23 protein-coding genes are annotated in these 25210 nt (G+C 67.4%); 9 read left to right on the forward strand and 14 right to left on the reverse strand.

What is annotated here, in order from left to right; genetic code table 11:
- Positions 1 to 56: 56 nt before the first annotated feature.
- The 5 genes from hpf to mtrA all read right to left on the reverse strand — a co-directional run bounded on the left by hpf (position 57) and on the right by mtrA (position 5758).
- Entirely contained in the window at positions 57 to 782 is a 726-nt protein-coding gene (gene hpf, locus ASE64_RS02290; RefSeq protein ID WP_055775336.1) for a ribosome hibernation-promoting factor, HPF/YfiA family, read from the reverse strand.
- A gap of 11 nt (positions 783 to 793) precedes the next feature.
- On the reverse strand, positions 794 to 1606 hold the full coding sequence (locus ASE64_RS02295; protein ID WP_055775339.1) for a ComF family protein: 813 nt from the start codon (positions 1604 to 1606) through the stop codon (positions 794 to 796).
- Between the two features lie 91 nt (positions 1607 to 1697).
- Positions 1698 to 3386: an LpqB family beta-propeller domain-containing protein gene (locus ASE64_RS02300; protein WP_055775342.1), complete on the reverse strand. Its 1689-nt coding sequence runs from the start codon at positions 3384 to 3386 to the stop codon at positions 1698 to 1700.
- On the reverse strand, positions 3383 to 5008 hold the full coding sequence (mtrB, locus tag ASE64_RS02305) for an MtrAB system histidine kinase MtrB (RefSeq protein WP_055777307.1): 1626 nt from the start codon (positions 5006 to 5008) through the stop codon (positions 3383 to 3385). The genes ASE64_RS02300 and mtrB overlap by 4 nt, the downstream gene beginning before the upstream one ends.
- Before the next feature lie 69 nt (positions 5009 to 5077).
- The gene (gene mtrA, locus ASE64_RS02310) at positions 5078 to 5758 is read right to left on the reverse strand and encodes an MtrAB system response regulator MtrA (protein WP_055775346.1); all 681 of its coding nucleotides are present in this window, start codon (positions 5756 to 5758) and stop codon (positions 5078 to 5080) included.
- Positions 5759 to 5884: 126 nt separating this feature from the next.
- Here mtrA and ASE64_RS02315 point away from each other — a divergent pair, with 126 nt between their 5' ends.
- The 5 genes from ASE64_RS02315 to ASE64_RS02335 are packed head-to-tail and all read left to right on the forward strand — an operon-like array spanning position 5885 to position 11322.
- Complete coding sequence (locus ASE64_RS02315) at positions 5885 to 7036, forward strand: hypothetical protein (RefSeq protein ID WP_055775348.1); 1152 nt, start codon at positions 5885 to 5887, stop codon at positions 7034 to 7036.
- 13 nt (positions 7037 to 7049) lie between these two features.
- Positions 7050 to 7736, forward strand: coding sequence for a DUF4129 domain-containing protein (locus ASE64_RS02320; protein WP_055775351.1), 687 nt, complete (start codon positions 7050 to 7052; stop codon positions 7734 to 7736).
- Positions 7733 to 8944 carry a DUF4350 domain-containing protein gene (locus ASE64_RS02325; RefSeq protein ID WP_162234535.1) on the forward strand — a complete coding sequence of 404 codons (1212 nt, stop codon included), beginning with the start codon at positions 7733 to 7735 and terminating at the stop codon, positions 8942 to 8944. The genes ASE64_RS02320 and ASE64_RS02325 overlap by 4 nt, the downstream gene beginning before the upstream one ends.
- A gap of 46 nt (positions 8945 to 8990) precedes the next feature.
- Complete coding sequence (locus ASE64_RS02330) at positions 8991 to 9965, forward strand: AAA family ATPase (RefSeq protein WP_055775354.1); 975 nt, start codon at positions 8991 to 8993, stop codon at positions 9963 to 9965.
- Between the two features lie 25 nt (positions 9966 to 9990).
- Positions 9991 to 11322 (forward strand): DUF58 domain-containing protein, encoded by a 1332-nt coding sequence (locus ASE64_RS02335; protein WP_055775357.1) that lies wholly within the window; start codon positions 9991 to 9993, stop codon positions 11320 to 11322.
- An 18-nt stretch (positions 11323 to 11340) separates the two neighbouring features.
- On the opposite strand, the gene ASE64_RS02340 is transcribed toward ASE64_RS02335, so the two are convergent.
- A complete protein-coding gene (locus tag ASE64_RS02340; RefSeq protein ID WP_055775360.1) occupies positions 11341 to 12336 on the reverse strand; it encodes a stage II sporulation protein M in 996 nt (331 codons plus the stop codon).
- Between the two features lie 17 nt (positions 12337 to 12353).
- Between ASE64_RS02340 and ASE64_RS02345 the strand changes: the two genes are divergently transcribed.
- On the forward strand, positions 12354 to 13229 hold the full coding sequence (locus ASE64_RS02345; RefSeq protein WP_082465836.1) for an RDD family protein: 876 nt from the start codon (positions 12354 to 12356) through the stop codon (positions 13227 to 13229).
- Here the strand turns inward: ASE64_RS02345 and ASE64_RS17560 are convergent.
- From ASE64_RS17560 to ASE64_RS02360, 3 genes are read right to left on the reverse strand one after another with little or no spacing between them, the layout of a single operon-like run.
- The gene (locus tag ASE64_RS17560) at positions 13226 to 13699 is read right to left on the reverse strand and encodes a hypothetical protein (protein WP_055775363.1); all 474 of its coding nucleotides are present in this window, start codon (positions 13697 to 13699) and stop codon (positions 13226 to 13228) included. The two genes, ASE64_RS02345 and ASE64_RS17560, sit on opposite strands and share 4 nt — an antisense overlap.
- A 17-nt stretch (positions 13700 to 13716) precedes the next feature.
- Positions 13717 to 15201 (reverse strand): adenosylhomocysteinase, encoded by a 1485-nt coding sequence (gene ahcY, locus ASE64_RS02355; RefSeq protein ID WP_055775366.1) that lies wholly within the window; start codon positions 15199 to 15201, stop codon positions 13717 to 13719.
- A gap of 48 nt (positions 15202 to 15249) precedes the next feature.
- Complete coding sequence (locus tag ASE64_RS02360) at positions 15250 to 15456, reverse strand: DUF3499 family protein (protein WP_055775369.1); 207 nt, start codon at positions 15454 to 15456, stop codon at positions 15250 to 15252.
- Positions 15457 to 15570: 114 nt separating this feature from the next.
- Here ASE64_RS02360 and ASE64_RS02365 point away from each other — a divergent pair, with 114 nt between their 5' ends.
- Positions 15571 to 16020 carry a metallopeptidase family protein gene (locus ASE64_RS02365; RefSeq protein ID WP_055775371.1) on the forward strand — a complete coding sequence of 150 codons (450 nt, stop codon included), beginning with the start codon at positions 15571 to 15573 and terminating at the stop codon, positions 16018 to 16020.
- A gap of 12 nt (positions 16021 to 16032) precedes the next feature.
- Here the strand turns inward: ASE64_RS02365 and ASE64_RS02370 are convergent, their stop codons facing one another.
- The 5 genes from ASE64_RS02370 to ASE64_RS17295 form a co-directional block, all read right to left on the reverse strand.
- Entirely contained in the window at positions 16033 to 17466 is a 1434-nt protein-coding gene (locus tag ASE64_RS02370) for a DUF5719 family protein (protein ID WP_055775374.1), read from the reverse strand.
- On the reverse strand, positions 17456 to 21262 hold the full coding sequence (locus ASE64_RS02375; RefSeq protein WP_082465837.1) for a glycosyltransferase family 2 protein: 3807 nt from the start codon (positions 21260 to 21262) through the stop codon (positions 17456 to 17458). Before ASE64_RS02375 ends, ASE64_RS02370 begins: the two co-directional genes overlap by 11 nt.
- An 86-nt stretch (positions 21263 to 21348) precedes the next feature.
- The gene (locus ASE64_RS02380; RefSeq protein WP_078714135.1) at positions 21349 to 21669 is read right to left on the reverse strand and encodes a WhiB family transcriptional regulator; all 321 of its coding nucleotides are present in this window, start codon (positions 21667 to 21669) and stop codon (positions 21349 to 21351) included.
- Positions 21670 to 21839: 170 nt separating this feature from the next.
- The gene (galE, locus tag ASE64_RS02385) at positions 21840 to 22799 is read right to left on the reverse strand and encodes a UDP-glucose 4-epimerase GalE (protein WP_055775380.1); all 960 of its coding nucleotides are present in this window, start codon (positions 22797 to 22799) and stop codon (positions 21840 to 21842) included.
- The gene (locus tag ASE64_RS17295) at positions 22784 to 22939 is read right to left on the reverse strand and encodes a hypothetical protein (protein ID WP_156351602.1); all 156 of its coding nucleotides are present in this window, start codon (positions 22937 to 22939) and stop codon (positions 22784 to 22786) included. The genes galE and ASE64_RS17295 overlap by 16 nt, the downstream gene beginning before the upstream one ends.
- Positions 22940 to 23010: 71 nt before the next feature.
- Between ASE64_RS17295 and ASE64_RS02390 the strand changes: the two genes are divergently transcribed.
- Positions 23011 to 23970: a GlxA family transcriptional regulator gene (locus ASE64_RS02390; protein ID WP_055775383.1), complete on the forward strand. Its 960-nt coding sequence runs from the start codon at positions 23011 to 23013 to the stop codon at positions 23968 to 23970.
- A gap of 213 nt (positions 23971 to 24183) precedes the next feature.
- A complete protein-coding gene (locus ASE64_RS02395; RefSeq protein WP_156351603.1) occupies positions 24184 to 25161 on the forward strand; it encodes a type IV toxin-antitoxin system AbiEi family antitoxin domain-containing protein in 978 nt (325 codons plus the stop codon).
- Positions 25162 to 25210 lie beyond the last annotated feature (49 nt).

The raw sequence follows: 25210 nt of genomic DNA on the forward strand, positions 1-25210 counted from the left end.
AAGGCCCGACCCTGTGCAGGGTCGGGCCTTCGTCGGCGTACTCTACGCCGGGCGACTCAACGGGCGGATGCGCCGGCTGCGGCGGCCGTTGCGACGGCGCTTGCGGCTTCAGCCGGGTTGTCGTCGAGGCCGATGACTCCGTACTCCCATCCCTTGCGTCGGTAGACGACGCTGGGTCGGTGACTCTCTGCATCGATGAACAGGTAGAAGTCGTGCCCCACGAGCTCCATGTAATAGAGCGCGTCGTCGACTGTCATCGGAGACGCCGGGAACACCTTCTCTCGGATGACGACCGGCGAGTACTCGGTGTAGTCGTCATCTTCGGAATAGCTCGGCGTGTCCGGTTCCTCGGCCCGCGGCGTGACAGCTCCTGTGCTGTCGACGCTGTTCAGTACTTCGGCATCGGCGGGCGTGATGTCGATGACGGAGAAGCCACCCGTCGAGGCCTCGCGCAGCGAGACCGGACGATGCTTTCCGCGGTGGACCTTCTTGCGGTCCTTGGCCCGGCGCACGCGCTCCATCAGTTTGGCGAGGGCGAGGTCGAATGCCGCGTACTTGTCGCTTGCGGCGCTCTCGGCTCGAACGATGGGTCCAGGACCGATCAACGTCAGTTCGACCCGGTCGTCGCCGGAAGCCCCGGTGGCCGAGTTGTGCCGGCAGAGTTTGACCTCGAGCGCGAGTGCCTTATCGGCGAGATGTTCGACCTTCTCGGCCTTCTCCGTCGCGTAATCCCGAAATCGATCGGTGATTCCTAGGTTTCGTCCGGTGATGTTGATTTCCAAGGCGATCTCTCCTAGTCCAAGACGCGGCGCCCGAGTCGAGGGCGATTGGATTCCGCGCCTTTTCCCCCACCGTAGACCCGCTGGCTGACTAAGTCACCGTGCAATTCACTGTTTGTTCGCTTGACTTTTGCTGTATGGGCGAGAGCCGCCGCGCCCCATACGGACGCTCCCCCGCACTCGGCCGCGCGACGGCACTCGAGCAGGGTCGCCCCCGTCGTCACCACGTCGTCGATGAGCAGCAGATGCCGCCCCTCGAGCCGCGTCGAGACCGCCTCGACGGATCCAGAGAGGTTGGCCCATCGCTCGTCGGCGCCGAGTGATGCTTGGTCGCGCGGAGTGCGACGATAGCGGAGACCGGTGGCGCGATGCGGCTGCGGGCCGGCCCAGCGGAGGAGAGACTCGACGGGGTTGTAACCGCGCAGTCTGAAGGCCGAGCGCGACGATGGAACGACGAGCGTCTCGAGGCGAGCACCGGCCGGAAGACGTGGTTCGATCGCTTCGAGGGCGTCCGCAACGGCCACACCGAGCAGCCGTCCGAGCGGCCGCGCGCCGTCGAGCCGCGCGCTCTCTTTGAGCGCGTGCAGGATCTCTTTCGGCACTCCCTCGTAGCCGACCGCGAACCACAGCGGCAGGTCGCCGCTGCCCGACGCCGGAGCGCCAGGGGCCACGAGCAGGTGGCGCCCGGCACGATCGGGCGCGACGAGCGCCGAGCGGCAGTCGGCGCAGATGCCTCGGTCCGCCGTGCCGCACCCCGCGCATTCCACGGGCAGGAGCACGGCGAGACCGTCGAGCATCGCCTCGATGAGGCGGCCACGGGCATCCATCGCTCGATCATGCTCTGCATGGCGCCCGGCTCCGGCGCAGCGAGCGGATCTGTGCAGAACCCGCTCGTCTACCCCGCGTCGAGGAGAGGACTCAGTACTGGGTCGCCAGGATCGCGACGTCGGCCGCTCTCACCTGCCATGTGTTGGCGCTCTGCTGCAGGATATTGCCGTCGGACGACAGGACGCGGAGTCCGACGACGTCGTTCGACCCCACGATCGAGACGACTTTCGACGCATCGGCCAACTGCGTGGTCGTGCCTCCGATCTGCTGCTGCACGATCGAGTTGTCGCCCGAGGGGGTGAGCGTGACCGACGCGACCGACAGGGAGTCGACCCACGTCGCATCCACCGCCGTGCCCTGGCCCTCGGCGAGGTCGACCGGCTCACCGAGGCCCGTGGGCGTGCCGTCTTTGTCGCGGAAGACCGAGGCGACCACGAGGCGCGGCTCGCCATCCATCGTGAGGAACGCGAGCACCCTCGCGCCGTCACGCGAGACGTCGAGCGACACGATCTGGCCAGCTCCGTCCCACGTGGCGGTGAAGCTCGACGGCGTGCGGCCCGCCGCCGAGACGCGGATGTCGAGAGGCGACCCACTGGGGACCGTCCATACGAAGCCCTCGGGGTCGATGCTGGGCGCGATGAGCCCCGGCCGATCGTCGACGATGCCGGGGGTGGATGCGGGAGCGACGGCGTACACACCGGCCGCCGTTCCGACCGCGGCCAGTTGCAGACCGGGCACCGAATCCGAGAGGCCTATCGAGGTGGCATCCAGCGAGGCGACATCGTCGCTAATCCCCTCTACGGGTGTCAGCGAGCTGCCGGTGAAGAATCCGAACTGACCGGAGCGCAGTACCAGTGCGCGGCTGTCAACCCGGGGCGTCGTGATGGGCCCGGAGTCGCTCGAGGTGGAGAGGGGAACCTCTGTCGAGTCCACGGTCAAACGGACGGTCGCCACCCCGCTGAGCGCGAGCAGACTGGAACGCAGCTGCACCTGCATTCGTTCGAGAGTCGCCTCGCTCGAATCGAGCACGGGGCCCGACAGATCGACGGATGCGACTCCGGCGTCGACGGGAACGCTCGTCACGCCCGTGCCCTCGGGGAACGCCGAGACGACGGCGCCGCCGAGCCAGGCCGACGGCCCGTTGATGAGCGCCCGGGCGATGCGCGTGCCCGTATTGGATGCGACGCGCGGGAACCAGCGCACGTCGGGGACCAGACGTTGGTAGCTCGGATCGAAGAAGTACAGCGGATAGGAGCTGTAGACCTCGGCGAACTCCGTCGAGAGCATCACGATGCCGTCGGGCGCCGTATTGATGCGCCACTGACCGTCCTCCTGCACGAACGTGTAGCTGCGGCTGACCGGCGCCGCCGATGGCACCGTGCTGTACTCGCCGTTGGCGTCGACCGTGGCGATCGGGCTGAGCTTCAGGTCGACCGAGGTCTCCGAGATCTTCTGGGTGCTGCGTCCGCTCTGGTCGATGGTGACCCCCGCGTCGGGCTTCCATTGATCGGCGAAGTTCTTGCTGAGGAACGACCTCGCCACGTCGAAGTTGTTGAGGGGGTTCAACGCGGCCCGGATGAATCCGCGGAGGATGTCCTCCTGACTCTCGTCGACCCTCGGGCCCGAGGGCTGGAAGATGATGTCGATCTCGTCCGATGTCGCGAGTACGTCACCCTTCTCCACGGGTCCGGTGCTCGGAATGCCGACGCACCCCGCCAGCAGCAGCACGGTCAGCGACGCCATGGCGGCGATGATGGCTCGGGATCGAAATCGCGTCATGACGTCTCTCCGTTGAAGGCCTGCTCATCGAAGGCGTTGTGTGTCTGGGCTTCGCCATCGGCGTCGAGGGGAGGAAGAGGGAGCGGTGAGACCCCGATCGGCCGTCCCTTGAGACGGGGCAGGGTGAGTCGGAAGCAGGAACCCGCGCCCGGTTCGCTCCACAACTCCAACTCTCCGCCGTGCAAGACCGCGTCTTCGAGGGAGATCGCGAGGCCCAGCCCGGTGCCGCCGATGGTTCTCTTGCGCGACGGATCGGCGCGCCAGAAGCGGTCGAAGACGCGCGATGCGGCCTCAGGGGTCATTCCGATTCCGTAGTCTCGCACCGCGAGCGCGACGGCCGAGGCCGTGCTGTCGATGGACACGACAATCGGGCGGCCCTCACCGTGCTCGATCGCGTTGCCCAGCAGGTTGCGCACGATGCGCCGGATGCGTCGCGCGTCGATGTCCGCTTCGAAGTAACCGCCGAGCGCTACGAGGCGCAACTCGCTTCCGGCCTGCAGCGCCAGTTGGCTCATCTCGTCGATGGAGTCTTCGACGAGATACACGAGGCTGGTGGGTTCTGTCTCGAGCTCGGCGGAGCCCGCATCGAAGCGGCTGATCTCGAGCAGGTCGCTGAGGAGCAGCTCGAAGCGCTCCGTCTGCGTGTGCAGGAGCTCTGCGGTGCGGGAGGTCGCGGGAGGGAACGACTCCCTTTGATCGAAAAGCACGTCGCCGGCCAGTCGGATCGTGGTGAGCGGCGTACGCAATTCATGCGAGACGTCCGAGACGAATCGCTGCTGCACGCGAGAGAGGTCGGCCAGCTGCGTGATCTGCGATTGGATGCTGTCGGCCATGCCATTGAACGATCGCGCCAGCGTGGTGATCACGTCGTCGCCCTTCTCCGGGATCCGCACCTCGAGCTCGCCGGCAGCGAGCTTGGCGCTCGTCTCTGCGGCGACTCGGATGGGCTCGACGACGAGTCTGACCACGACCCAGGCGATCACACCGATGAGAAGGCTCAAAGCGAGCGCGGCGAGCAGGAGGGTCTGCTGAACGAACACAAGCGTGCGGTCGGCCTCGGCGAGGTCGTAGCCGAGGTAGAGCTCGTACTCGCCGGCCCCGGGAACGAAGAGCGGCGTTCCCACCACGATTCCCGGCACGGCATTCTGCCCGTCGCGCAGAGAGACGGATTGCCAGTACTGGCTCTGGTCATCGCTGCCCGACGAGACCTGCTTGCGCAGTTCGGGAGAGATGACATCGACCAGCTTGAGTGCACTGAACGAGATGGCCGAGTTGGGTCCCGTCTCGCTTCCCGGCGTGACGTACAGCGCCACCAGCCTCGACGACGTCGACGCCGTGATGGCGTTCTGCACCGAGTTCTGCAGAGAGAGGCTGGCGGCCTGCCCGGTCACGTCAGACGAGTCGAAGATCGTCTGTGCCGAGGTCGCCGCGCGCTTCGACTCGATCAGCACCTGATCGAGTCGCGAGTTGAAGAGGTCGTTGCTGATGCTCGTCGACACGAAGGCGCCGGTGGCTGACAGGGCGACCGCAGAGAGGGCGACCGTGATCACGATCGTGCGGAACTGCAAGGAACGGCGCCACCCGCGTGCGATCTGCCTCGGCCAGGTGCGCCACTCGCGCATGATCGTGGGCCCGATTCGGCTCGTGCGACGCCCCTCGACGGTGGCGATGCTGTCGGTCGACACAGCGTGCTACGAGACCTGACCCGCCCGGTAGCCGACGCCACGAACGGTCATCACGATGCGCGGGTTATCGGGATCTTCTTCGACCTTGGCGCGGAGCCTCTGCACGTGGACGTTCACCAACCGGGTATCGGCCTTGTAGTGGTAGCCCCACACCTGCTCGAGCAGCATCTCGCGGGTGAAGACCTGCTGCGGCTTGGCGGCGAGAGCATGCAGAAGATCGAATTCGAGCGGGGTGAGCCCGATGCGCACATCGCCCCGGCGCACCTCGTGCCCGGCGACGTCGAGTTCGAGATCGCCCACCTGCAGCAACTCCGGCGATCCGGCGGCGCTCGGTCGCAGACGCGTTCGGATGCGCGCCACCAGTTCTTTGGGATTGAACGGCTTGACGACGTAGTCGTCTGCGCCGGCCTCGAGACCCTTCACCACGTCTGTGGTGTCGGCCTTCGCCGTGAGCATGATCACCGGTGTACCCGACTCCGCTCGGATCAGGCGGCAGACCTCGATGCCGTCGAGACCCGGCAGCATCAGATCGAGAAGCACCAGATCGGGCTTCGACTCACGGAAGATGCCGAGCGCCTCCGCACCGTCAGCGCAGAACACCGGCTCGAATCCTTCGGCACGCAGAACGATGCCGATCATCTCTGCCAGGGCGGTGTCATCGTCGACGACCAGTATGCGAGCATCCATGCGCTACAGATTAGTCGAGGCGAGGCCCTCTTGATTGACAGCCGCCTGCGGGCTGGCGCGGTGTATGGAAGCATGGGAGCACGTGACATGCCGGGGGAACACCGATACGACGATGAAGGATCACCGGTGAGCGACAGCCAGAAACCATACGGGGGCATCCCGCAGGCCTCTTTCGGCCCGCCCTCGACCAGCCACCCGCAGCTGCCACCGCCGGCGCCGGGCGCCTGGGCCCCTCCGCCCCGACCGGGACTGCTTCCGTTGCGTCCGCTCGGCTTCGGCACCCTGCTCGGTGCACCGTTCCAGGTGCTTCGACGCAATCCGGGTGCCACGTTCGGCAGCGCTCTGATCACGCAGCTCGTCACGTCGATCGTCACCGTCTTCGTCATCGGCGGGGTCGGCATCTTGGCGTTCGGCCGCATCGACAGCGCCCTGCCCGAGGATCGCGACGCGGTCACCGCCGGAGCCTGGGCGACAGTCATCCTCGCCAGCCTCATCCCCCTCGCACTGTCGATCCTCGGCTCGGCACTGCTGCAAGGGGTGCTCGTCGTCGAGGTGGCCCGCGGCACTCTGGGTGAGAAGAATCGCATGGGCGTGCTCTGGAAGGCCGCCGGGCGCAGACTCTGGCCTCTCGTCGCGTGGTTCGCCGTTCTGCTGGGCGTGATCGTGCTCGCCGTCGGGGCGCTCGTCGGTCTCGCGGTGCTCGTCGGCGTCGTCGGCAGCGCGGCGATCGGCGACGCCGCGATCGGCGTCGCGATCGGCGTCGGAGTGCTGGGCGCGCTCGCGCTGACCGCATCCGGCATCTGGTTGGGAACGAAGACCGCCCTCGTACCCTCGATCATCGTGCTCGAGCGACGGGGAATGGTCTCGTCGATCCGGCGCTCGTGGGGTCTCACCAAGAACTCCTTCTGGAAGACCTTCGGGGTTCTCGCTCTCATCGGCGTGATCCTCTACGCGGCGACGCAGATCATCACGACGCCCATATCGTTCATCGGCGGTCTGGCGAGCAGTTTCCTCTTTCCGACCGGCGCATCAGAGGACTCGGCCACGTTCGTCGTCGTGCTTCTCGCGACCTACGGGCTCGCCCTTCTCGTCAGCCTCATTCTGGGATCCATCGCCGCCGTCGTGCAGTCGTCGGCCGTCGCTATCGTCTACATCGATCTCCGGATGCGCCGCGAGGGCCTCGACCTCGATCTGATGCGCTACGTCGAGGCGCGGCACAGCGGCGGCGCACACGACGTGGCAGACCCCTATCTCGTGTCGTCTCAGAGAAACGGCTGACCTCTTTATTCCTATGCTCTCGATCCTCGCTCTGCCCGTGCTGTTCGTCACCGACGTTCCCGTCGATCCCGACGCTCCCGATGCGCGCAAGCTGCTGATCGACGAGCTCGCCAAACCCGAGTACGCGGCCGCGCGGCCCACCCTGATCGATCGCATCGCGCAGGCAATCCAGGACTGGCTCGATTCGTTCCGCGCCCCGGAGGACGGCTCCGTGCCCGATCTCTTTCCCCTGGTCGTCACCGTTCTCATCGTGGGACTCATCGTGGCCGCGTTCATCGTCTTCGGCCGCCCCCGGCTGCAACGAAAGAGCCGAGCGGCGGGCGCCCTGTTCTCTGATTCGTTGGATGCTCGGAGCGCGGCCGAGCTGCGCGCTTCCGCTCAGGCGGCTGCGGCCTCGGGCGATTTCGTGGTGGCGATCGAAGAGATGTTCCGAGCCGTCGCACGACAGCTGGCCGAACGCACGGTGGTCTCCGTCACGCCAGGAACGACAGCACAGGAATTCGCCGCTCGAGCGGGACGAGCGTTCCCTGACTATGTCGACGCATTCACGAGCGGAGCACGGGCCTTCGACGGGGTGCGCTACCTCGACAGGCCGGGCACGAAAGAAGCCTTCGACGAGGTCGCCGCGCTCGATCGCGACATCAGCGCGGCCAGGCCGGCCCGGCTCGAGCGGGTCGCCGACTCGGGAGCATCGCTGTGATCGCGGACACGACGGAGCGCGGCACGCCAGCCCGCGCCGAGGTCACGACGCCCACGCTCCGCGCGGCGGTCAAACGATGGCGGTTCTGGCTCATTCTCGCCGCGGTCGCGATCGTCGGTTTGCTCGTCGTGGCCGTCGCGTCCGGAACAGGCGGTGGAAGTCGTGCCCCGTACTCGATCACGAACGCCGCGCCCGAGGGCAGCAAGGCCCTGGCCGAAGTGCTGCGTCAACAGGGTGTCGATGTCGTGCAGGCCGATACCATGCAGGAGGCGCGAGCCGCCCTGGACGCGGCTCCCACCGCCACTCTCGCTTTCGCCGACCCCGGAGGATACCTGAACGACGCGCGACTCGACGAGGCCGCCGAGCTCGCCGATCGGGTCGTGCTGTTCTTGCCGGGGTTCGACGAGCTCCGCGCCTTCGCGCCAGAGATCGCCTCGGCCGGGGCACCCCGAGACACCGACGGTGTCGAGGCTGAATGCTCCCTGCCGGCGGCCGAGCGCGCCGGCAGCATCATCGGCGGCGGACGCGCGTACCGTGCGCCCGCCGGCGGCGATGCCGAGCTCTGCTTCCGCGCCTCCGACGACGCGTACTACCTCGTCCACGACGACACCCCGAACGCCTCGGTCACGGTTCTGGGCGCGGCCGATGTTCTCAGCAACGAGGGCATCACCGGAGCGGGGAACGCCGCGCTCGCCCTCGGCCTTCTGGGCGAAGACGCCACCCTCGTCTGGTACGTGCCCACGGCATCCGACGTCGAGGCCGACGGGCCCGCCGACATCACCTCGCTGACGCCCGACTGGGTCACGCCCGTGCTCGTGCTCGTCGTCTTCACCTTCATCGCCGCGGCCGTCTGGCGAGGGCGCAGGCTCGGCGCGCTCGTCGTCGAGAACCTGCCGGTCACCGTGCGCTCACGAGAGACCATGGAAGGACGCGCGCGCCTCTACGCTCGGGCCGGAGCCCGCACGCACGCGCTGGATTCGCTGCGGATCGGAACGATCACGCGGTTGTCGAAGATCCTGGGACTCCCCCGCAATGCCACGGTCGACGAGGTGATCGCCTCGGTCGCCGCTGTTCTCCCCGGCAGGCCGCTCGGCGACATCCAATCGATTCTCGTTGCCGCCACGCCCTCGAACGAGGCCGATCTCGTCGCGTACTCCGATCGCCTGCTCGAACTCGAAGGCGCCGTGACCCGGGCGGTCCGTCCGTGACCGTCTCGCCGCCCCTCCTGCCCGCGTCCACACCGAAAGGCCGACCATGACAGACCAGCCAGAACAGACACCCGACCAGCTCCGAGAGGCCCTGGGGCGCGTGCGCACCGAGGTGGCCAAGGCCGTGGTCGGCCAAGACGGCGCGGTGACGGGTCTCATCGTCGCCCTTCTCGCGAAGGGGCATGTGCTGCTCGAGGGCGTTCCCGGCGTGGCGAAGACCCTGCTGGTGCGGTCGCTGAGTCACGCGCTCTCGCTCGACACGACGAGGGTGCAGTTCACGCCCGACCTCATGCCCGGAGACGTGACCGGGTCGCTCGTGTACGACGCGAAGTCCGGTGACTTCGAATTCCGCGAGGGCCCGGTGTTCACGAACATCCTGCTGGCCGATGAGATCAACCGCACCCCACCCAAGACGCAGTCCGCCCTGCTCGAGGCGATGGAGGAACGACAGGTCAGCGTCGACGGCCTCAGCCGGCCCCTGCCCGACCCGTTCCTGGTCGCGGCGACGATGAACCCCATCGAGTACGAGGGCACCTACACGCTGCCCGAAGCGCAGCTCGACCGTTTTATGCTCAAACTCGTCCTCGATCTGCCCCCTCGTGACACCGAGATCGCCGTGCTGCAGCGCCACGCCGCCGGATTCAACCCGCGAGACCTGACGGGGGCAGGAATGAGCGCGGTGCTCGGCGCCAGCGAGCTCCGCCAGGCGCAGGCATCGGTCGCGGCCGTCGGCGCGAGTGCCGATGTGCTCGCCTACGTCGTCGACCTGGCACGGGCCACGCGGCAGAGCCCATCGGTCAAACTCGGCGTCAGCCCGCGCGGAGGTACAGCGCTTCTCGCCTCTGCCAAGGCGTGGGCCTGGCTCAACGGCTCACCCGCGATCACTCCCGATCACGTGCAGGCGATGGTTCTGCCGGTGCTGCGCCACCGCATCCAGCTCCGACCCGAGGCCGAACTCGAGGGCGTCTCGGTCGACTCGATCCTGCGCTCGATCCTGAGCCAGGTGCAGGTGCCGATCTGATGAGCCGGCGAAAGCACCTCCGCTGATGGCCGTCTCCGGTCGCTTCGTTCTGCTCGTCGCTCTCGGCGTCATCCCCGTGGTCCTCCTCGGCGAGGCCTACCGACAGGCCGAACTCACGCTCGCGCTCTGGCTTCTGCTGGCCGTGGCACTCGGCATCGTCGATCTCGCTCTGGCCGCATCGCCGCGCCGCCTCGTCGTAGAGAGGGTGCTGCCGAATCGCGTTCGTCTCGGCGAGACGGTCTCGAGCGAACTCTTCATCACGAACGAGAACCGCCGCGTGCTGCGGGGCCTCGTTCGCGACGCCTGGCAGCCGTCGGCCGGCGCCGTCGTGACGCGTCAGCACGTCGTGGTGCCCTCCTCCGAACGCCGGATGATCCGCACCACGCTCACGCCTTTCCGTCGCGGTGACCGTCGCACGGCCGGCGTCACCGTCAGGAGCTTCGGACCTCTCGGCCTGTGGGCCAGGCAGGCGACGCTGACGAGCCCGGGGCGGGTGCGTGTTCTTCCCCCCTTCAACTCCCGCAAGCACCTACCTTCGCGTCTGGCACGACTTCGAGAGCTCGACGGCGCGACCAGTGTGCAGATCAGGGGCCAGGGAACGGAGTTCGACAGTCTGCGCGAGTACGTGCGCGGCGACGACGTACGCTCGATCGACTGGCGCGCCACAGCCCGGCAGGGGGATGCCCGGGCCGGGCACGAGCAGAAACTCATGGTCCGCACGTGGCGGCCCGAGCGAGATCGCCGCATCGTGATCGTGATCGACACCGGCCGCACCCAGGCAGCTCGAATCGACGACGAGCCGCGTATCGACACCTCGATCGAGGCGTCTCTTCTGCTCGCGGCCCTCGCGACGCGGGCCGGCGACCGTGTCGACCTGATCGCGTGGGACCGCCGCATCCGGGGTCGTGTCACGGGAGCGAGCGGCGGCGAGTTGTTGAACCGAATGGTCGACACGATGGCCACCGTCGACCCCGAACTACTCGAGACGGACTGGTCGTCGGTAGCCGCGCAGGTGCGAGCCGTCACCAACCAGCAGGCTCTCGTGGTGCTCTTGACGACCATCGATACTCCCGCGTCGTCGAGCGGACTGCTCAGTGTGCTGCCCCAGCTGGCCCAGCGGCATACAGTTCTGGTGGCCGCCGTCTCCGATCCCGAGATTCTGAGCGCCGTGTCGCAGCGCGGTGATCGCGACGAGACGTACAGGGCCGCTTCGGCGGAGCGTTCGCTGCTCGACATGGCTCGGGTCACCGCGGCGATCACGCGGCTCGGCGGCGATGTCGTGACGGGTTCGCCCTCTGCCCTGCCCCCGATGCTCGCGGACCGCTACCTCGCGCTGAAGGCGGCAGGACGCCTGTAGCCGCGGCGCACGCGCCGGTCAGCCCGCGACGAGCTGCTTCGCTCCGGACTCGAACTCCTCGAGATCACCCGTCTGTCCAGCCCGCACCGCTGCTCGACCCACGACGAGCATGTACGCGAGGAACGCCGCGAGCGCCAGGGCTCCGATACCGATCTTCACGGCCCAGGGCCAGGGCTGCGGGGTCACGAATCCTTCGATGATGCCGGAGATGAAGAGCACGATCACGAGCCCGAGGGCCACCGTGAAGAGCGCGCGGCCGTCTTCGGCGAGCGCCTGCGACCGCGTTCGTGCCCCGGGCGCGATCCACGCCCAGAAGATGCGGAGCCCGCCCGCGCCGGCCACGAAGATCGCGGTGAGCTCGAGGAGTCCGTGCGGCAGGATGTAGAGGAAGAACGTGTCGCCCTCGCCGTAGTGGAAGAGCACCGCAGCATTGAGGCCCAAGTTCTGGGCGTTCGTCATGATCAGCATGGGCACATAGAACCCGGTGATGCCGAAGGCGATGCACTGCGCGGCGAGCCAGGCGTTGTTCGTCCACACCTGTCCCGTGAACGACGCCGCGGGGTTCTCGGAGTAGTAGTTGACGAAGTCCTCGTCGGCGAGCTTCTTGAGGTCTGCATCGGATCCCAGATTGGCGAGCACCTGCGGGTCGTTCGACACCCAGAAGGCGTACAGCGCGGCCACGCCGACGGTCACGAGCGCGAGCGCGAGAGTGAGCCACCGGATGCGATAGAGCGCGGCCGGCAACTGGAACACGAAGAACGCCGGGATCTGCCTCAGAAGGTTGGCACCGGCGCCCGTGAAGCGGAGCCTGGCGCGCGAGAGGTAGAGCGAGAGTTGGGCGCCCTGAGAGGTCGATCCGACGGTCGTCTTGATGGCCGACAGATCGGACGCGCCGGCCTGATAGCGCTCGATGAGCTCGTCGGCGTCGGTGCCCGAGAGCTCTCGGCTCTTGCTCAGAGCGTCGAGTCTGGACCACTCGTCACGGTGGGCAGCAGTGTAGGCATCGAGATCCATCTGCTTGAATTGTATTCATGACGGACTCCCGTGTCGCCTCTCCGGCCGCCGGATTCGCCGACCCGCTCGCCGATGCCTACAGCGACGACGAGCTTCTGATCGGCGAGGCGGTGGCGCTCGACGTGCGTCCCGCCGGCTTCGTTCTGCGTGCCGGAGGCGGTCTGATCGATTTCGTCATCTCGATCGCCATCCTGATCGCGCTGATGTTGGGCATCGGCGCACTCGGCCAGAGCGGTGTCATCGACGAGGCGCTCCTCGCCACTCTGAGTGTCTCGGCGCTCGTTCTGTGTTTCGTCGTCGTGCCGACGACGCTCGAGGTGGTGCTGAAGGGCCGATCCGTCGGCAAGCTCGCGGTCGGCGCGCGCATCGTGCGAGACGACGGCGGCGCCATCTCGATCAGGCACTCCGTGATTCGGGGTCTCGTCGGCGTACTCGAGATCTACATGACCCTGGGCTCGATCGCGGTGGTCACGTCTCTTCTCAATGGAAAGTCGAAGAGGCTCGGCGATCTCCTCGCGGGAACCTACAGCCAACACGAGCGGGTGCCCGTGCCTGTGAGCCACGCCCGTGGCGTTCCCGTCATGCTCCAGGCCTGGGCCGACGTCGCCGACGTCGCCCGAATGCCTGATCGGCTCGGCAATCGGGTGAGCCAGTTCCTCGTCCAGGCCTCCAGCATGGCACCCGCCACCCGAGAGCGCATCGCCGCCGAACTCGCTGTCGAGGTCACGCCCTTCGTCTCACCCATCCCGAGCGTGCATCCCGCGCTGTTCCTGTCGGGCGTCGCCGCCGTTCGCCGCGATCGCGAATACGCCGCGCTCGAACGTCAGAAGTCGGCGCTGAACCGGCTCGACCCGATCCTGCAGAGTCTGCCGCACGGGTTCCCGCGCCGCTAGCCGGCTCCCACGCCCGCGACGATCGGGTACCAGTGCTTCTCACGCAGACTCGAGGCCTCACCCGCGATCGTCAGCCACTCCCCCTCGATGGCCGGATCCGCCGCCGTAGTCCAGAGACCGAAGTGCGCCTCCGGCGTGGGCCACGCGTAGTCGGCCGTTCCGGTCGCGACCACATTGCGCACGGCGCCGACGAAAGTGAGGTCGCACAGAGCACCGATCACGTCGTGCGCCAGTGTCGCCACCGTCTGGAGGCCGGTGGGGTCGTCCTCACCGGTGATCCGCGTGGGCAGATCGAGGCGGCCCGACTCCGGGCGCGGGACGCAGAAGGCCTCGTCGCCTCGCACGAGCAGAAGTCGCACCATGCTCATCGGATGTGGCGGAATCCCGCCCCGGAATGCCTCAGCACGCCCGCCCGCCGGAAGCCACGGTGCGTTCTTCGTGACCTGGACGAGCGTCTCGTCGGGTCGCACAGACGAACCTCGTGGCCTCAGTAGCGGTAGTGATCGACCTTGTACGGGCCCTCGACAGGCACGCCGATGTACGCCGCCTGTCGGGGCGTGAGCTCGGTCAGTTCGACGCCCAGTGCATCGAGGTGCAGGCGCGCGACCTTCTCGTCGAGGTGCTTCGGCAGCACATAGACGCCGATCGGGTAGCGCTCGGTGAACGCGTAGAGCTCGATCTGGGCGAGCACCTGGTTGGTGAAGGAGTTGCTCATCACGAAGCTCGGGTGGCCGGTGGCGTTGCCGAGGTTCATCAGACGTCCCTCCGACAGCACGAGAACGCTGCGGCCCGTGGGCAGGCGCCACTCGTGCACCTGCGGCTTGATCTCGACCTTGACGGCACCGTCGAGCTTCTCGAGCCCCGCCATGTCGATCTCGTTGTCGAAATGGCCGACGTTGGCGATGATCGCCAGGTGCTTGAGACCCAGGATGTGATCGACCGTCACGACGTTCTCGTTGCCGGTTCCGGTGACGATGATGTCGACGTCGCCGATCACGCTCTCGAGCCGCGCGACCTGGTAGCCGTCCATCGCCGCCTGCAGCGCGCAGATCGGGTCGACCTCGCTCACGATGACCCGGGCACCCTGGCCCCTGAGCGCCTCGGCCGCGCCCTTTCCGACGTCGCCGTAGCCGACCACGAACACGACCTTGCCGCCGATGAGAACGTCTGTCGCGCGGTTCAGGCCATCCGGAAGCGAGTGGCGGATGCCGTACTTGTTGTCGAACTTGCTCTTGGTGACGGAGTCGTTGACGTTGATGGCAGGAAAGAGCAGCTCGCCCGCGGACATGAGTTCGTAGAGGCGGTGCACCCCCGTGGTCGTCTCTTCAGAGACGCCCTGGATGTCGGCGGCGATGCGGGTCCAGCGGTCGGTCGACGACGCGAGCGATCGACGCAGCAGGTCGAGCACGACACCGTACTCGTCGCTGTCGGAGGGCTGGCTGTCGGGCACGGCTCCGTCGAGCTCGAACTGGCGACCCTTGTGCACGAGCATCGTGGCGTCGCCGCCGTCGTCGAGGATCATGTTCGGGCCCGTGTAGTCGGCTCCGTCGGCCTCGGCCTCGGCAGACCAGTCGAAGGCCTGCTCAGTGCACCACCAGTATTCCTCGAGGGTCTCGCCCTTCCAGGCGAAGACGGGCACGCCGGCCGGCGCGTCGGGTGTTCCCGTGGCACCGACGACGATGGCGGCGGCTGCCTCGTCTTGAGTCGAGAAGATGTTGCAGCTGACCCAGCGCACCCGGGCACCCAGAGCGGTGAGGGTCTCGATCAGCACCGCCGTCTGCACCGTCATGTGCAGCGATCCCATGATGCGAGCTCCGGCGAGCGGCTGAGACTCGGCGAACTCTTCGCGGAGCGACATGAGCCCGGGCATCTCGTTCTCGGCGAGGCGGATCTGATGGCGACCGGCCTCGGCCAACGTCAGGTCGGCGACCTTGAAGGACAGAGTGGTCACCGGGGCAGCAGCAGAAGTCATGCTCTCATTCTAAAGAGATGCGACAGGTCATGCCCGGGAGGTGCGTGCTTACTGGGTGAACTGAACGTGTCGCATGACCTGCCAGCCCTGCGGAGCCTTGAGGCGATCCGAGTGACGGGTGCACAGGTCGTAGCTGTGCGGCTCGTGGCTGAGGCTCAGCGGGCCCAACACGGCGAGAGAATCGGCGTAGACATACGTGAGAGTGGCGACCGCCTCGTCGGGGCACGCTACTCGGGAACACGGTCGATTCGTCATCACCCTTCACCGTACGCCCGTGTCGTCCGCTCGGCGGTGAGGATCCATCGTGTGTCGCGCGGTGCACCACGCCCTCGGTCTGTCTCGTCGCGCCGCAGAGAATAGACTCTCGCCATGGCTCGCTCACGTCGCATCGCACCGGCCTCGTCTCGAGGAGCCGGTCGCAACCGCCACGGCAGGGGCCTCCGCTCGGCGGTCACGGGCCCCCACCTGCCCATGATGAACACTCGCATCGACTTCTTCGACACCACCGTCGCATCGACGGCGGAGTACCTGCGGAGCGTCTGGCCGAACGAACTCGCGGATGCGGTCTTCGAGATCGGTGCCCTGCCCTACGGCGCGAATGGCAAGCCCGGAACCGCCGACACCGGGGTCGAGCGCTGGCGTGTGCTGGGCGACCGCATCATCCTCTACCGCGTGCCGATCGAGCGCCTCGCCCACCTCCACCGAGACGACGAGGCGCACCGACGCATGCTGATCGAGAGCTGCGTCTTTCGAGCTGTGGCCGACTACCTCGGCAAAGATCCATGGGATCTCGCGCCCGAGGGCTTCCGTCACTTCTGAGGAAGCGCCCGGCTACGGGTAGACGACGATCGGGGCTGCCGACTCGCTCGGCGCTGCCACGGTGTAGCCCGAGAGCTGACCGTCGCCGCTGTAGCCCACGCTGATGCTCACGGCCGATGACATCGTCGCCGTGTAGACGGTGTTCGGCTGCGCGTCGAGACCCTTCGTTCCGCCCGCGGGCACCGCGATCTTGACCTCGTTGCCCGACGCCGTGCGCAGGGTCACGTCGGCCTCGTCGTCGCCCGTATTCGCGATATGGATGCGCGGGGACGGCCCGGGCGCGATCGGCACGAGCACATCGGCCTTGAGCGGCGCGGCCGCCTGATTCCAGGCGAAGTCGATGGCCCCCGACGCCAACACGGAGGTGCGCGCGGCGGCGACGATCGGCTGGGTCGACTCGAGGCTCACCGAGTAGCTTCCGTCGGGAAGATCCTTCAAGGGCAACTCGCTGACGACTCCGCCAGGTGCGCTGAGAGTGTAGGAACCGTCGGCCGAGCCAGAGCTCTCACTGGCGACCGAGACCGTGATGGTGGCATCGGCATCGCCCGGCACGTAGACGCGCAGGGCCGCCTGCAAGTCTGCGTAGCCGTCGGCCGAGAGGCGCTCGGCGATCGCTGAGGTTCCGGTGATCTTCACCCCGGCGAAGACGAGATCGGTCGACGGCGCTGCCGTCGGGCCGGTCAGTTCGATGCCGCCGGGCTCGAGACCGCGGATGACGGTCTGTTGCAGACTGGCCGCGACATATCCCCCGGTGCTGACGATGTGAACGGCCGGGTACTTGGCGTTTGGAGCGAAGCCGGCGAGCGAGAAGACGCGCTGCGACTTGGCCGGCACGGTGATCCCGGTCGAACCGGGTGCATCGAGTCGTCCGTTCTCGGCGAAGAAGGTCATGTCGACATCGGCCGTGACCTCGGTCGGGTTGCTCAGCAGCACGAAGCTCGTGCGTCCGACGGTCGTCGCGCCACCGACGAGCCAGGTATCGGCCTGCGCCTCAGCGCAGTTCGTCGCGGCGAGACCCGAGATGTCCTCCTGCGCGACAGCCACGGACTGCGCGGCGGCGATGAGCACACCGGGGTCGGCGGACGGCGCGGTCACGGCCGTCGGAGCGGTGGCATCGCCGACACTCGAGTTGTCGGGAGCCGCGAGGGGCGCCTGCTCGATGTCGACGCCGGATTCATCGGCACCGCTGCTGCGCTTCGGCGTGCCCACGCCAGACGCCACGGTGGCGTCGGCGCCAGCACCGTTCGAGAGCTGGAGAAGCGATCCGGCGCAGACGAGGCTCTGCGGCACCGGGGTAGGCGCGACCTCGACCGACGGTACGGAGACCGAGTATTTCGGCAGAGGAATCAGAACGGCTCCCGCCACGAGCGCCGCTCCCACCCCGAGGGTCAGGGCGGCTCCCAGAGCGCGGGCGCTGGTGGCGATTACGGTGCGCTTAGCGGCCATCGTGGTCGTCCTCCTCCTGGCTCAGGTCGATCGGTTTCACTCGCATCACGGTCTCCGCGTCGGGGTCGTACCCCTCGTCGATGTCGTCGGGCATGGCACGCGGATGCGAGAACGCCGGTTCGGAATCGGCCTCGGGTTCGTGGTCGGCCTGCGTCGGTGACGCCGTCGGCGGCGGCGTGTAGACGAAAGCATCGTCGGCCACGGGCGCGGGGGTCGACTGTGTGGACCTGTCGACGTCGGCCCGCGGAGCAGGCTCGATTCCGGGCGCCGGCTCGGATTCGTGCGCAGGCGCAGGCTCTGGTTCCGGCGCAGGCTCGGGTTCTGGCGCGGGCTCAGTCGACACTTCGGGCTGCAACTCCGGCTCGGGCTCGTGGACGGCCTCCGGCGACTCTACGAATTCTCCGGTCGGCTCGGCCTCGACCGGCGGCAACTCGGTCGACGCCGGGGCTTCGACGAGCTCGGCGAGCGACGGCGTCGTGTGCTCGTGCTCGACAAGGACGTCAGGTGCAGGCGCTCCGATGAGATCGAAGTCCTCCCCCGGGTGGATGACGGTGCCGGGGGCTGCAGCGGAGGACTCGGACGCGGACTCGGACTCCGGCGCCTGTTCGGCGGCAGCAGGCTCCACCGCGGGCGTGGCTGGGCTGATAGAAGGAGCGGACTCGGTCATCGGCGGCTCTGACGCTGTCTCCGTCGCCGGCTCCGACACCGTCGCCGGGTCCGTCGTCGATTCGCCGGGTGCGACCTCGGGCGCAGACGCCACGGCCACCGAACTCGCGGCGACCGCCGCAGCAGCGGCTTCCGCCTCCGCGTCGGGTCGAGGCTTGCGCGCGAAGAGCCGGCTCCGCAGGGAGCCGCGCGGCACCGGGGTACCGGCCGCCTCCGTGGCCCTGCCATCCGGCGTCTTGGCTTTTTCTACGTCGTCATCGTCGTCGTCACCCTCGACATCGGGCTCGTCGGGAATGGTAGCCCCCGCAGGCTCGAGGGCACTCACCGCGCGGGTGCCGTGGGGCTGCAGGCGCCCAGCCGGAAGGGCCAGAAGCAACATCAGAAGGAAGACGATGCCCTGCACGACGAGCACGAGCACACCCGTGGGCGACCCGAGGTTGCTGGGCTTCGGCTCGGGCAGGCTCGAGATTTCGTCGGTTCCCGTGACCTGCCACAGAGTGCCGGCGAACGTCTTTCCCACCGTCGTCAGAGAGGCGTTGGCATCGAAGGCGGCCGTCGAGCGGGTCGTGGTCGTCGCCAGCGCAGGATCGGTGTCGCCCGGCGCCGGGTTGGCAAGCAGCACGAACTCCACTCCGAGGTCGGCCAGACGAGAAGTGCTGTCGCTGCCGCTCTGCGAGGCGAGGTTGCCGATGAGGTCTGCCAGCTCGGCGTCGCGCGTCGCGTCTCGGTTGGTCGAAGCGACTGTCGACTGGTCGTCGAGGGTCACGCCGGTTCCGGTGACAATCGCAGACTTGATGCCTCCGTCGCGCTGCGGCGTGAGTACGAGCGTGCCGACCCGGGGCGTGGATGCCGCCTCGGCTGTGACGAAGGCCGGCAGCAGGCGGCCATCCGTGGTCTGGATGGCGGAGCTTCCGAGGAGCGTCGAAGCGACGAGCGGCACCGCGACGACGACGACGGTGGTCGCGGCCAGGAATCCCGGAGCGAGCGAGAACCGCTTGAGCGCGTGCAGGCCGACGACGGCAGCGCAGATGAGCCCGAGCCAGTAGAAGCTGAGGCCGGGGCCGGCCCAGAGCGTCACGGGATCGGCACCGACAGCATCGAGCGAGATGCGAGTGGAGGCGATCGCCGTGGCGAGGCCGAGAAGCGCACCGACGACGGCGATGATCGCCCGCGTGACGCTCGGGCCCGGCAGAACCAGCGCGAGAATCGCGGCCAACGCGAGCGGAACGACGGCGATCGCCAGCACGATCTGAAGAACCGACGAATCGATGCCGACCATCGATGCCAGGCCGGTCCATCCGCTCTGGGCGGTGTCGGGGATACCACTCACCAGCGCGAGGATCGACCCGGGTTCACGCACGACGGGGACGCCCGGATCTGCGAGCAGACCCAGCGGGTTGCCGGCGCGGAACTGATCCCAGGCCAATGGAAGGAAGAGCGCGACGGCGGGAATGGGGATGCCGACGTAGCGCGCGACGTTACGGCCCGCGGTGGCGACGGACACGATCCAGATGATGAGCAGGGCGGGCCACAGCGATGGCGCGCCTGCGAGGGTGACCGCGAACAGGATCGCGGCCATGGCGGAGGCCGACCACGACTTGCGGGCGGCCAGACCGGCGAGCACGAGCCACGGCAGCATCAGATGCGCGAGGACGGAGCCGACGGCTCCCTCATCGAGCGAGGCAAGGAAGGTGGGCGCCAGAGTCCAGAGCACAGCGGCGACTGCCCGCAGCCAGGGCTTGTCGGTGAGGCGAGCAGCGAGGAACCACGCGGCCAGCGCCGCGAGCGGCAGTGCGGCCAGATAGAGGCCCACGATCGCCAGCGACGGAGACCAGAACGTGATCGATCCGAGAACGGCCAGCACGGTCGTGAACGGGTCGGCCGCGCCGACGAAGCCCAGACCGATGTCGCGCCAGCCGTAGCCGACGTGACTCCACAGCTCGCCCAGGGTCGAACTCACCGGAAGCAACGAACCGCCCGTCAGGGCCACCGCACCGATGAGGGGCACGAACATGATGAGACCGAGAACCGCGAAGATCAGAACGGTCGTGACGCCACCCGTGGCGATGAATTGGATGCGGTCCTTCTCACCGCGCAGGTGAGTGAGGGCGATCTCGCGCTGCAGAGAGCGCCGACGTCGCACCTCGTCGCCCGGGATGCGAAGCGGCGCGATGGTGTTCCAGCCGACCCGTTTGGCGGAACGCAGGTTTCGGCGCGCCTCGGTCACGCGTGATCCGAAGGCTGTTCGGAACGCGGCGGAGAGCTCGCCGCCGATGGCACCGGGCTGCTTGCGCACCAACTGCGCGAGGCTGCGCGCAATCGCGAGCGGAACGAGCGAGAGCCAGTGGAAGACCACGGCGAAGGCGGGCGCGTAGGCAAGACGTCGGTGCAGCTGCGCCGCTCGGCGGTCAGCCTGGCGCTTTCGCCGGGCGCGCCCCTTCTCGCTCCGACCCGGGCCCGCGAGGCCCACTCCGGCCGATGCGATTCGCGCAGCCGGAACTCCCATGACCCGGTGACCGGCCAGGCGCACCCGCACGCTGAAGTCGAGCCCGTTGTCGGCGGTCGGAAGGGCATCGTCGAAACCGGAGAGGTCGTTCCACACCGTGTGACGAACGAGCATGCCGGCTGCGCCGACGCCGAGTACGTCGCTCATGCGGTCGTGCTGCGCCTGATCGAGCTCGGTCTCGGCCATCGAGTAGGTGGCGCCGAATCGGGTCAGCGTCTCGCCGAACTCGCTGATGTAGTCGGGGTGCTCCCAATCCATCTGTTTCGGTCCGGCCGCGGCGACGGACGGGTTGACCTCGACCGCGGCGAGCAGAGCTGCCAGAGCATCGGGTTCCGGAGCCGTGTCATGGGCGAGCAGCCACAGCCACTCGTTCTCGTCTGCGGGCGGCGGAACCACCCCGAGGGCATGAGCAACGGCCGTGCCGAAACTGAGGCGCCCGGAGGCCTGGATGAAGTGGGTCGGCTGAGCTCCGGCGAGGAGCGCCGGCGTCGTATCGGTCGAACCGACGTCGACGACGATGAGACTGTCGGGCTGCCTCGTCTGCGCCTTCAAGGCGTCGAGGGTGCGCGGAAGAAAGTCCGCTCCGTTGGAGGCGACTAGGACTGCTGTAACTCGGGCGCGCATATCACTTAGACCCTAAGCGCCGCGCGCGCAACCGGCCGATCAGGCACCGGCGTGCCGGGATATCGGTACGAGCGTCGGTTGAGTCGCTAGGCCTGTTTGCGCAGCTTGCGACGCTCGCGCTCGGAGAGACCGCCCCAGATGCCGAACCGCTCGTCGTTCTTGAGCGCGTACTCGAGGCACTGGGCCTTCACCTCGCACGACGTGCAGATGCGCTTCGCGTCGCGGGTAGACCCGCCCTTTTCGGGGAAGAAGGCCTCGGGATCGGTCTGAGCACACAGCGAATCGGTCTGCCAGGCGAGAGGATTCTCGTCGTCTACCGGTGTCTGTTGACGTACGCCAGGAACACCGAGATTGACGGGATCGACGAACCAGTCCTCTGGGACGCCTGAGCGGTATTCCATAGCCATACCACGCTCTACCTTCTGATCTGCATTCGACCTGCCGAACCCCTCCCGCTAATTACACCCGTGTAGTTCGCCTGAGTCAAGTCGCGGATCGTAAACCCTCAACTGCGTCTAGAGGGTTTGGCGAAACACCGTGTCGTGCTAATCGATGCTCGACCGACACGCCAAATCGACTAGCCCGCCCGGCGCGCCGCCCACGCGCTGCGCACCATCTCGTCGAGCGTGTGGCGCATCCGCCAATCGAGGTCGCGCGCAGCCAATTCGCCTGACGCGACGATGCGGGCCGGGTCACCGGGGCGACGTGGAGCGATCTCGGGCGCGAAGGGAATCCCCGTGCCCTCGGCCATCGCGGTCATGATCTGGCCGACGGATGCGCCTTCACCGCTACCGAGGTTGTAGGCGGGCTCGAGCGGCTCGCCGGCATCCAGGCGCCGCGCCGCGGCCACATGCGACAGCGCGAGGTCGGAGACGTGGATGTAGTCGCGGACGCACGTGCCGTCGGGCGTGTCGTAGTCGTCGCCGTTGATGCGGGGGACGCGCCCATCGAGGAGCGCGTCGAAGACGAGCGGGAAGAGATTGTGCGGGCTGGTGTCGAACAGATCGGGGTAGCCGGAGCCGACCACGTTGAAATAGCGCAGGGAGGTGTGAGCGAGACCCGCTGCCACACCCTGATCGCGCAGTAGCCACTCGCCGATGAGCTTCGACTCGCCATAGGGCGACTCGGGGTTCTTCGCAGTGGACTCGGTCACCAGGTCGGTGTCGGGGGTTCCGTACACGGCAGCGCTCGAGGAGAACACGATGCTGCTGACCCCGGCGTCGGCCATCGCACCGAGGAGCACCTGCGTGCCCGTGACGTTCTGCTCGTACGTGTGCAACGGACGCGTCACGGAGACACCGGCGTACTTGTAGCCGGCGACGTGCACGACTCCCGAGATGGAGTGGTCTTCGAAGGTCTGGCGCAGCAGATCGGCGTCGAGGATGCTGCCGTCGACGAAGGGAACGCCATCGTCGACGAAGCTGCGGTGCCCGCTCGACAGGTCATCGATGACGACGACGTCGATGCCCTGCTCGAGGAATGCCCGCACCACGTGCGAGCCGATGTAGCCCGCGCCTCCCGTTACCAACCACGCCATTCGTCGACTCCTTTACCCAGCGGAACGCGACGGTACCCATCGCGCAACAAGTCTCGCACCGTCCAGCCGATGCCGATCGCCGCCAGAACACCCATCATCACCAGAAAAATCATCATGGCAGTAACGATATGAATTGCCATATTCAGCCACCAGATGGAAGGATGTCAACGAAGCATGTTTTACTGCCACCTTCATCGATCGAGAGAATCCCATGCTGAAAAAGGTCGTTCTGATCGCACTCCCCCACGTCGCGCCGTTCGAGTTCGGTGTCATCTGCGAGGTGTTCGGCATCGACCGCGCCGATATGGGCGGACCGACGTTCGACTTCACGATCGCTGCAGCCGAGCCCGGCCCGATTCCGACGAGCATGGGCTACGACATGATGATCATGAACGACCTCGGCACCGCCGCCGACGCCGACCTCATCGCGATTCCGGCACACCTCATCGACGAAGACATCCACCCCGAGGTACTGAGGGTGCTGCACGAGGCGAACGACCGCGGCGCATGGATCCTGACGGTCTGCAGCGGCGCGTTCACCCTGGCGAAATCCGGCCTGCTGAATGGCAAGCGCGCCGCGACGCACTGGATGCACGCCGACCGACTCGCTCGGGACTTTCCCGAGATCGAGGTCGATCCCGACGTTCTCTTCGTTCAAGACGGCAACATCATCACGGGCGCGGGCACCGCTGCCGGAATCGACGCTGCGCTCCACCTCGTGCGCACGGAGCTGGGCGCCGCGGCGGCGAACGTGATCGCCCGCCGCATGGTGGTTCCCCCGCAGCGCGCCGGAGGCCAGGCGCAGTTCATCGCCGCCCCCATGCCCGCAGAGCCGAGCGACTCCTTCGCCGGCGTCACAGAATGGATACTCGAGAACCTCGATCGCGACCTCAGTGTCGACGAGCTGGCACGCAAGGCCCTGATGTCCTCCCGCACGTTCGCGCGGCGGTTCCGCGCCGACCTCGGCACCACCCCCGCGGCGTGGCTGAACAAGCAGCGCCTGATGCGCGCGCAGCAGCTCTTGGAGGAGACCACTCTCGGACTCGAGGCCATCGCCGCCGAGACGGGCTTCGGATCGGCCGCCGTCATGCGACACCACTTCGTGAAGACCCTGCAGACGACGCCGGCGAACTACCGACGAACCTTCTGCGTGAGAGAGCTCGTCAGCTGACGCTGACGCCGCCGCGCGCGCTAAGTCAGCACAAGTCGGGAGACACGCCGCTGTCGGTCGTGGTTCCCCCGGTGCGTCGACCGAATCGTGCTGACTTAGTCCCCTCGAGCCTCGACACCACCCTCTCCTACACAAGGGCCATCGCGGGACAGCTGCCAACAACGTTCGCAAAATCGACTGAACAGCCCACCCAGGCGCCTCATCCTTTTACGCGTGATCGATCATTCCGCCCTGGCGGTGGCCCGCTTTGTCGACCAGAACGGCGGCATCGCGTCGCGCGCGACCCTCCTCCGGGCGGGCGCCTCACCACGCTCGATAGAACGAGCTCGCCAGGCGAAGTTGATCATGTCCGAGCGTCGGGGACTCTATGCCAGCGCAGCAGCAGACCTCGATCAACGCAGAGCTGTTCGGATGGGCGGCCTCGTCGGCTGCATCAGCGCGCTGCGGCGATCCGGCGTCTGGGCGGGGTTGGACACGCGCCTGCATGTTCACGTGCCCGCCGGCTCGAAGCGACTGCGCGTCGACGAGGTCGCTGCGGTCGGCCGAGACAGAAGCACCTCGCGTAGCGACACGAGTTTTCTTGCCGAAGCAGGCGCACCCCGGGTGCATTGGCAGCGTTCCGTGAACCGAATCCCCTTCGGTAGGGACTGTGGCACCACCGATTGGATCGTTCCTCCTCTCCTCGCCCTCAGGCAAGCCGTGCTCTGTCAAGACGAGGAGCACGCGATCGCCTCGATCGACTCCGCGTTGCGCACGCGCTTCATCGCGCACGGCCAACTCGATCTGCTCTTCGAGACACTCCCCTCACGCCTGCGCCGCCTTCGAAGAGAACTCGACCCACTGGCTGATTCGGGTACCGAGTCCATCTTTCGGGTACGCCTGCGCAGGCTCGGCCATGTCGTCGAGTTGCAACGAGCAGTGCCGGGCTCGAGCAAGTTCGATGCTCTCGTCGATGACGTCGTCGCCGTCGATCTCGACAGCAAACGATGGCACTCAGACGACCGCCAGCAGATCTGGGACTACGACAAGACTCTCCAGTCCATCGCCTGGGGCCGCCCAGTGATCAGGATCCTTCCTCACCACCTGTTCGAGTACTGGCCAGAGACGCTGCAGGCCATCGAACGAGCCGTTGACGACGCCCGAAAACTGCGTCGCTACAGACAGGGCAGACCTAAGTCAGCACGTTTCTAGCGACACACCGCCGTTACCCCGGCTACGCGCGGCGTTTCCTCGAGAACGT

This window comes from Agreia sp. Leaf210 (genome assembly GCF_001421485.1).
GTDB lineage: Bacteria > Actinomycetota > Actinomycetes > Actinomycetales > Microbacteriaceae > Agreia.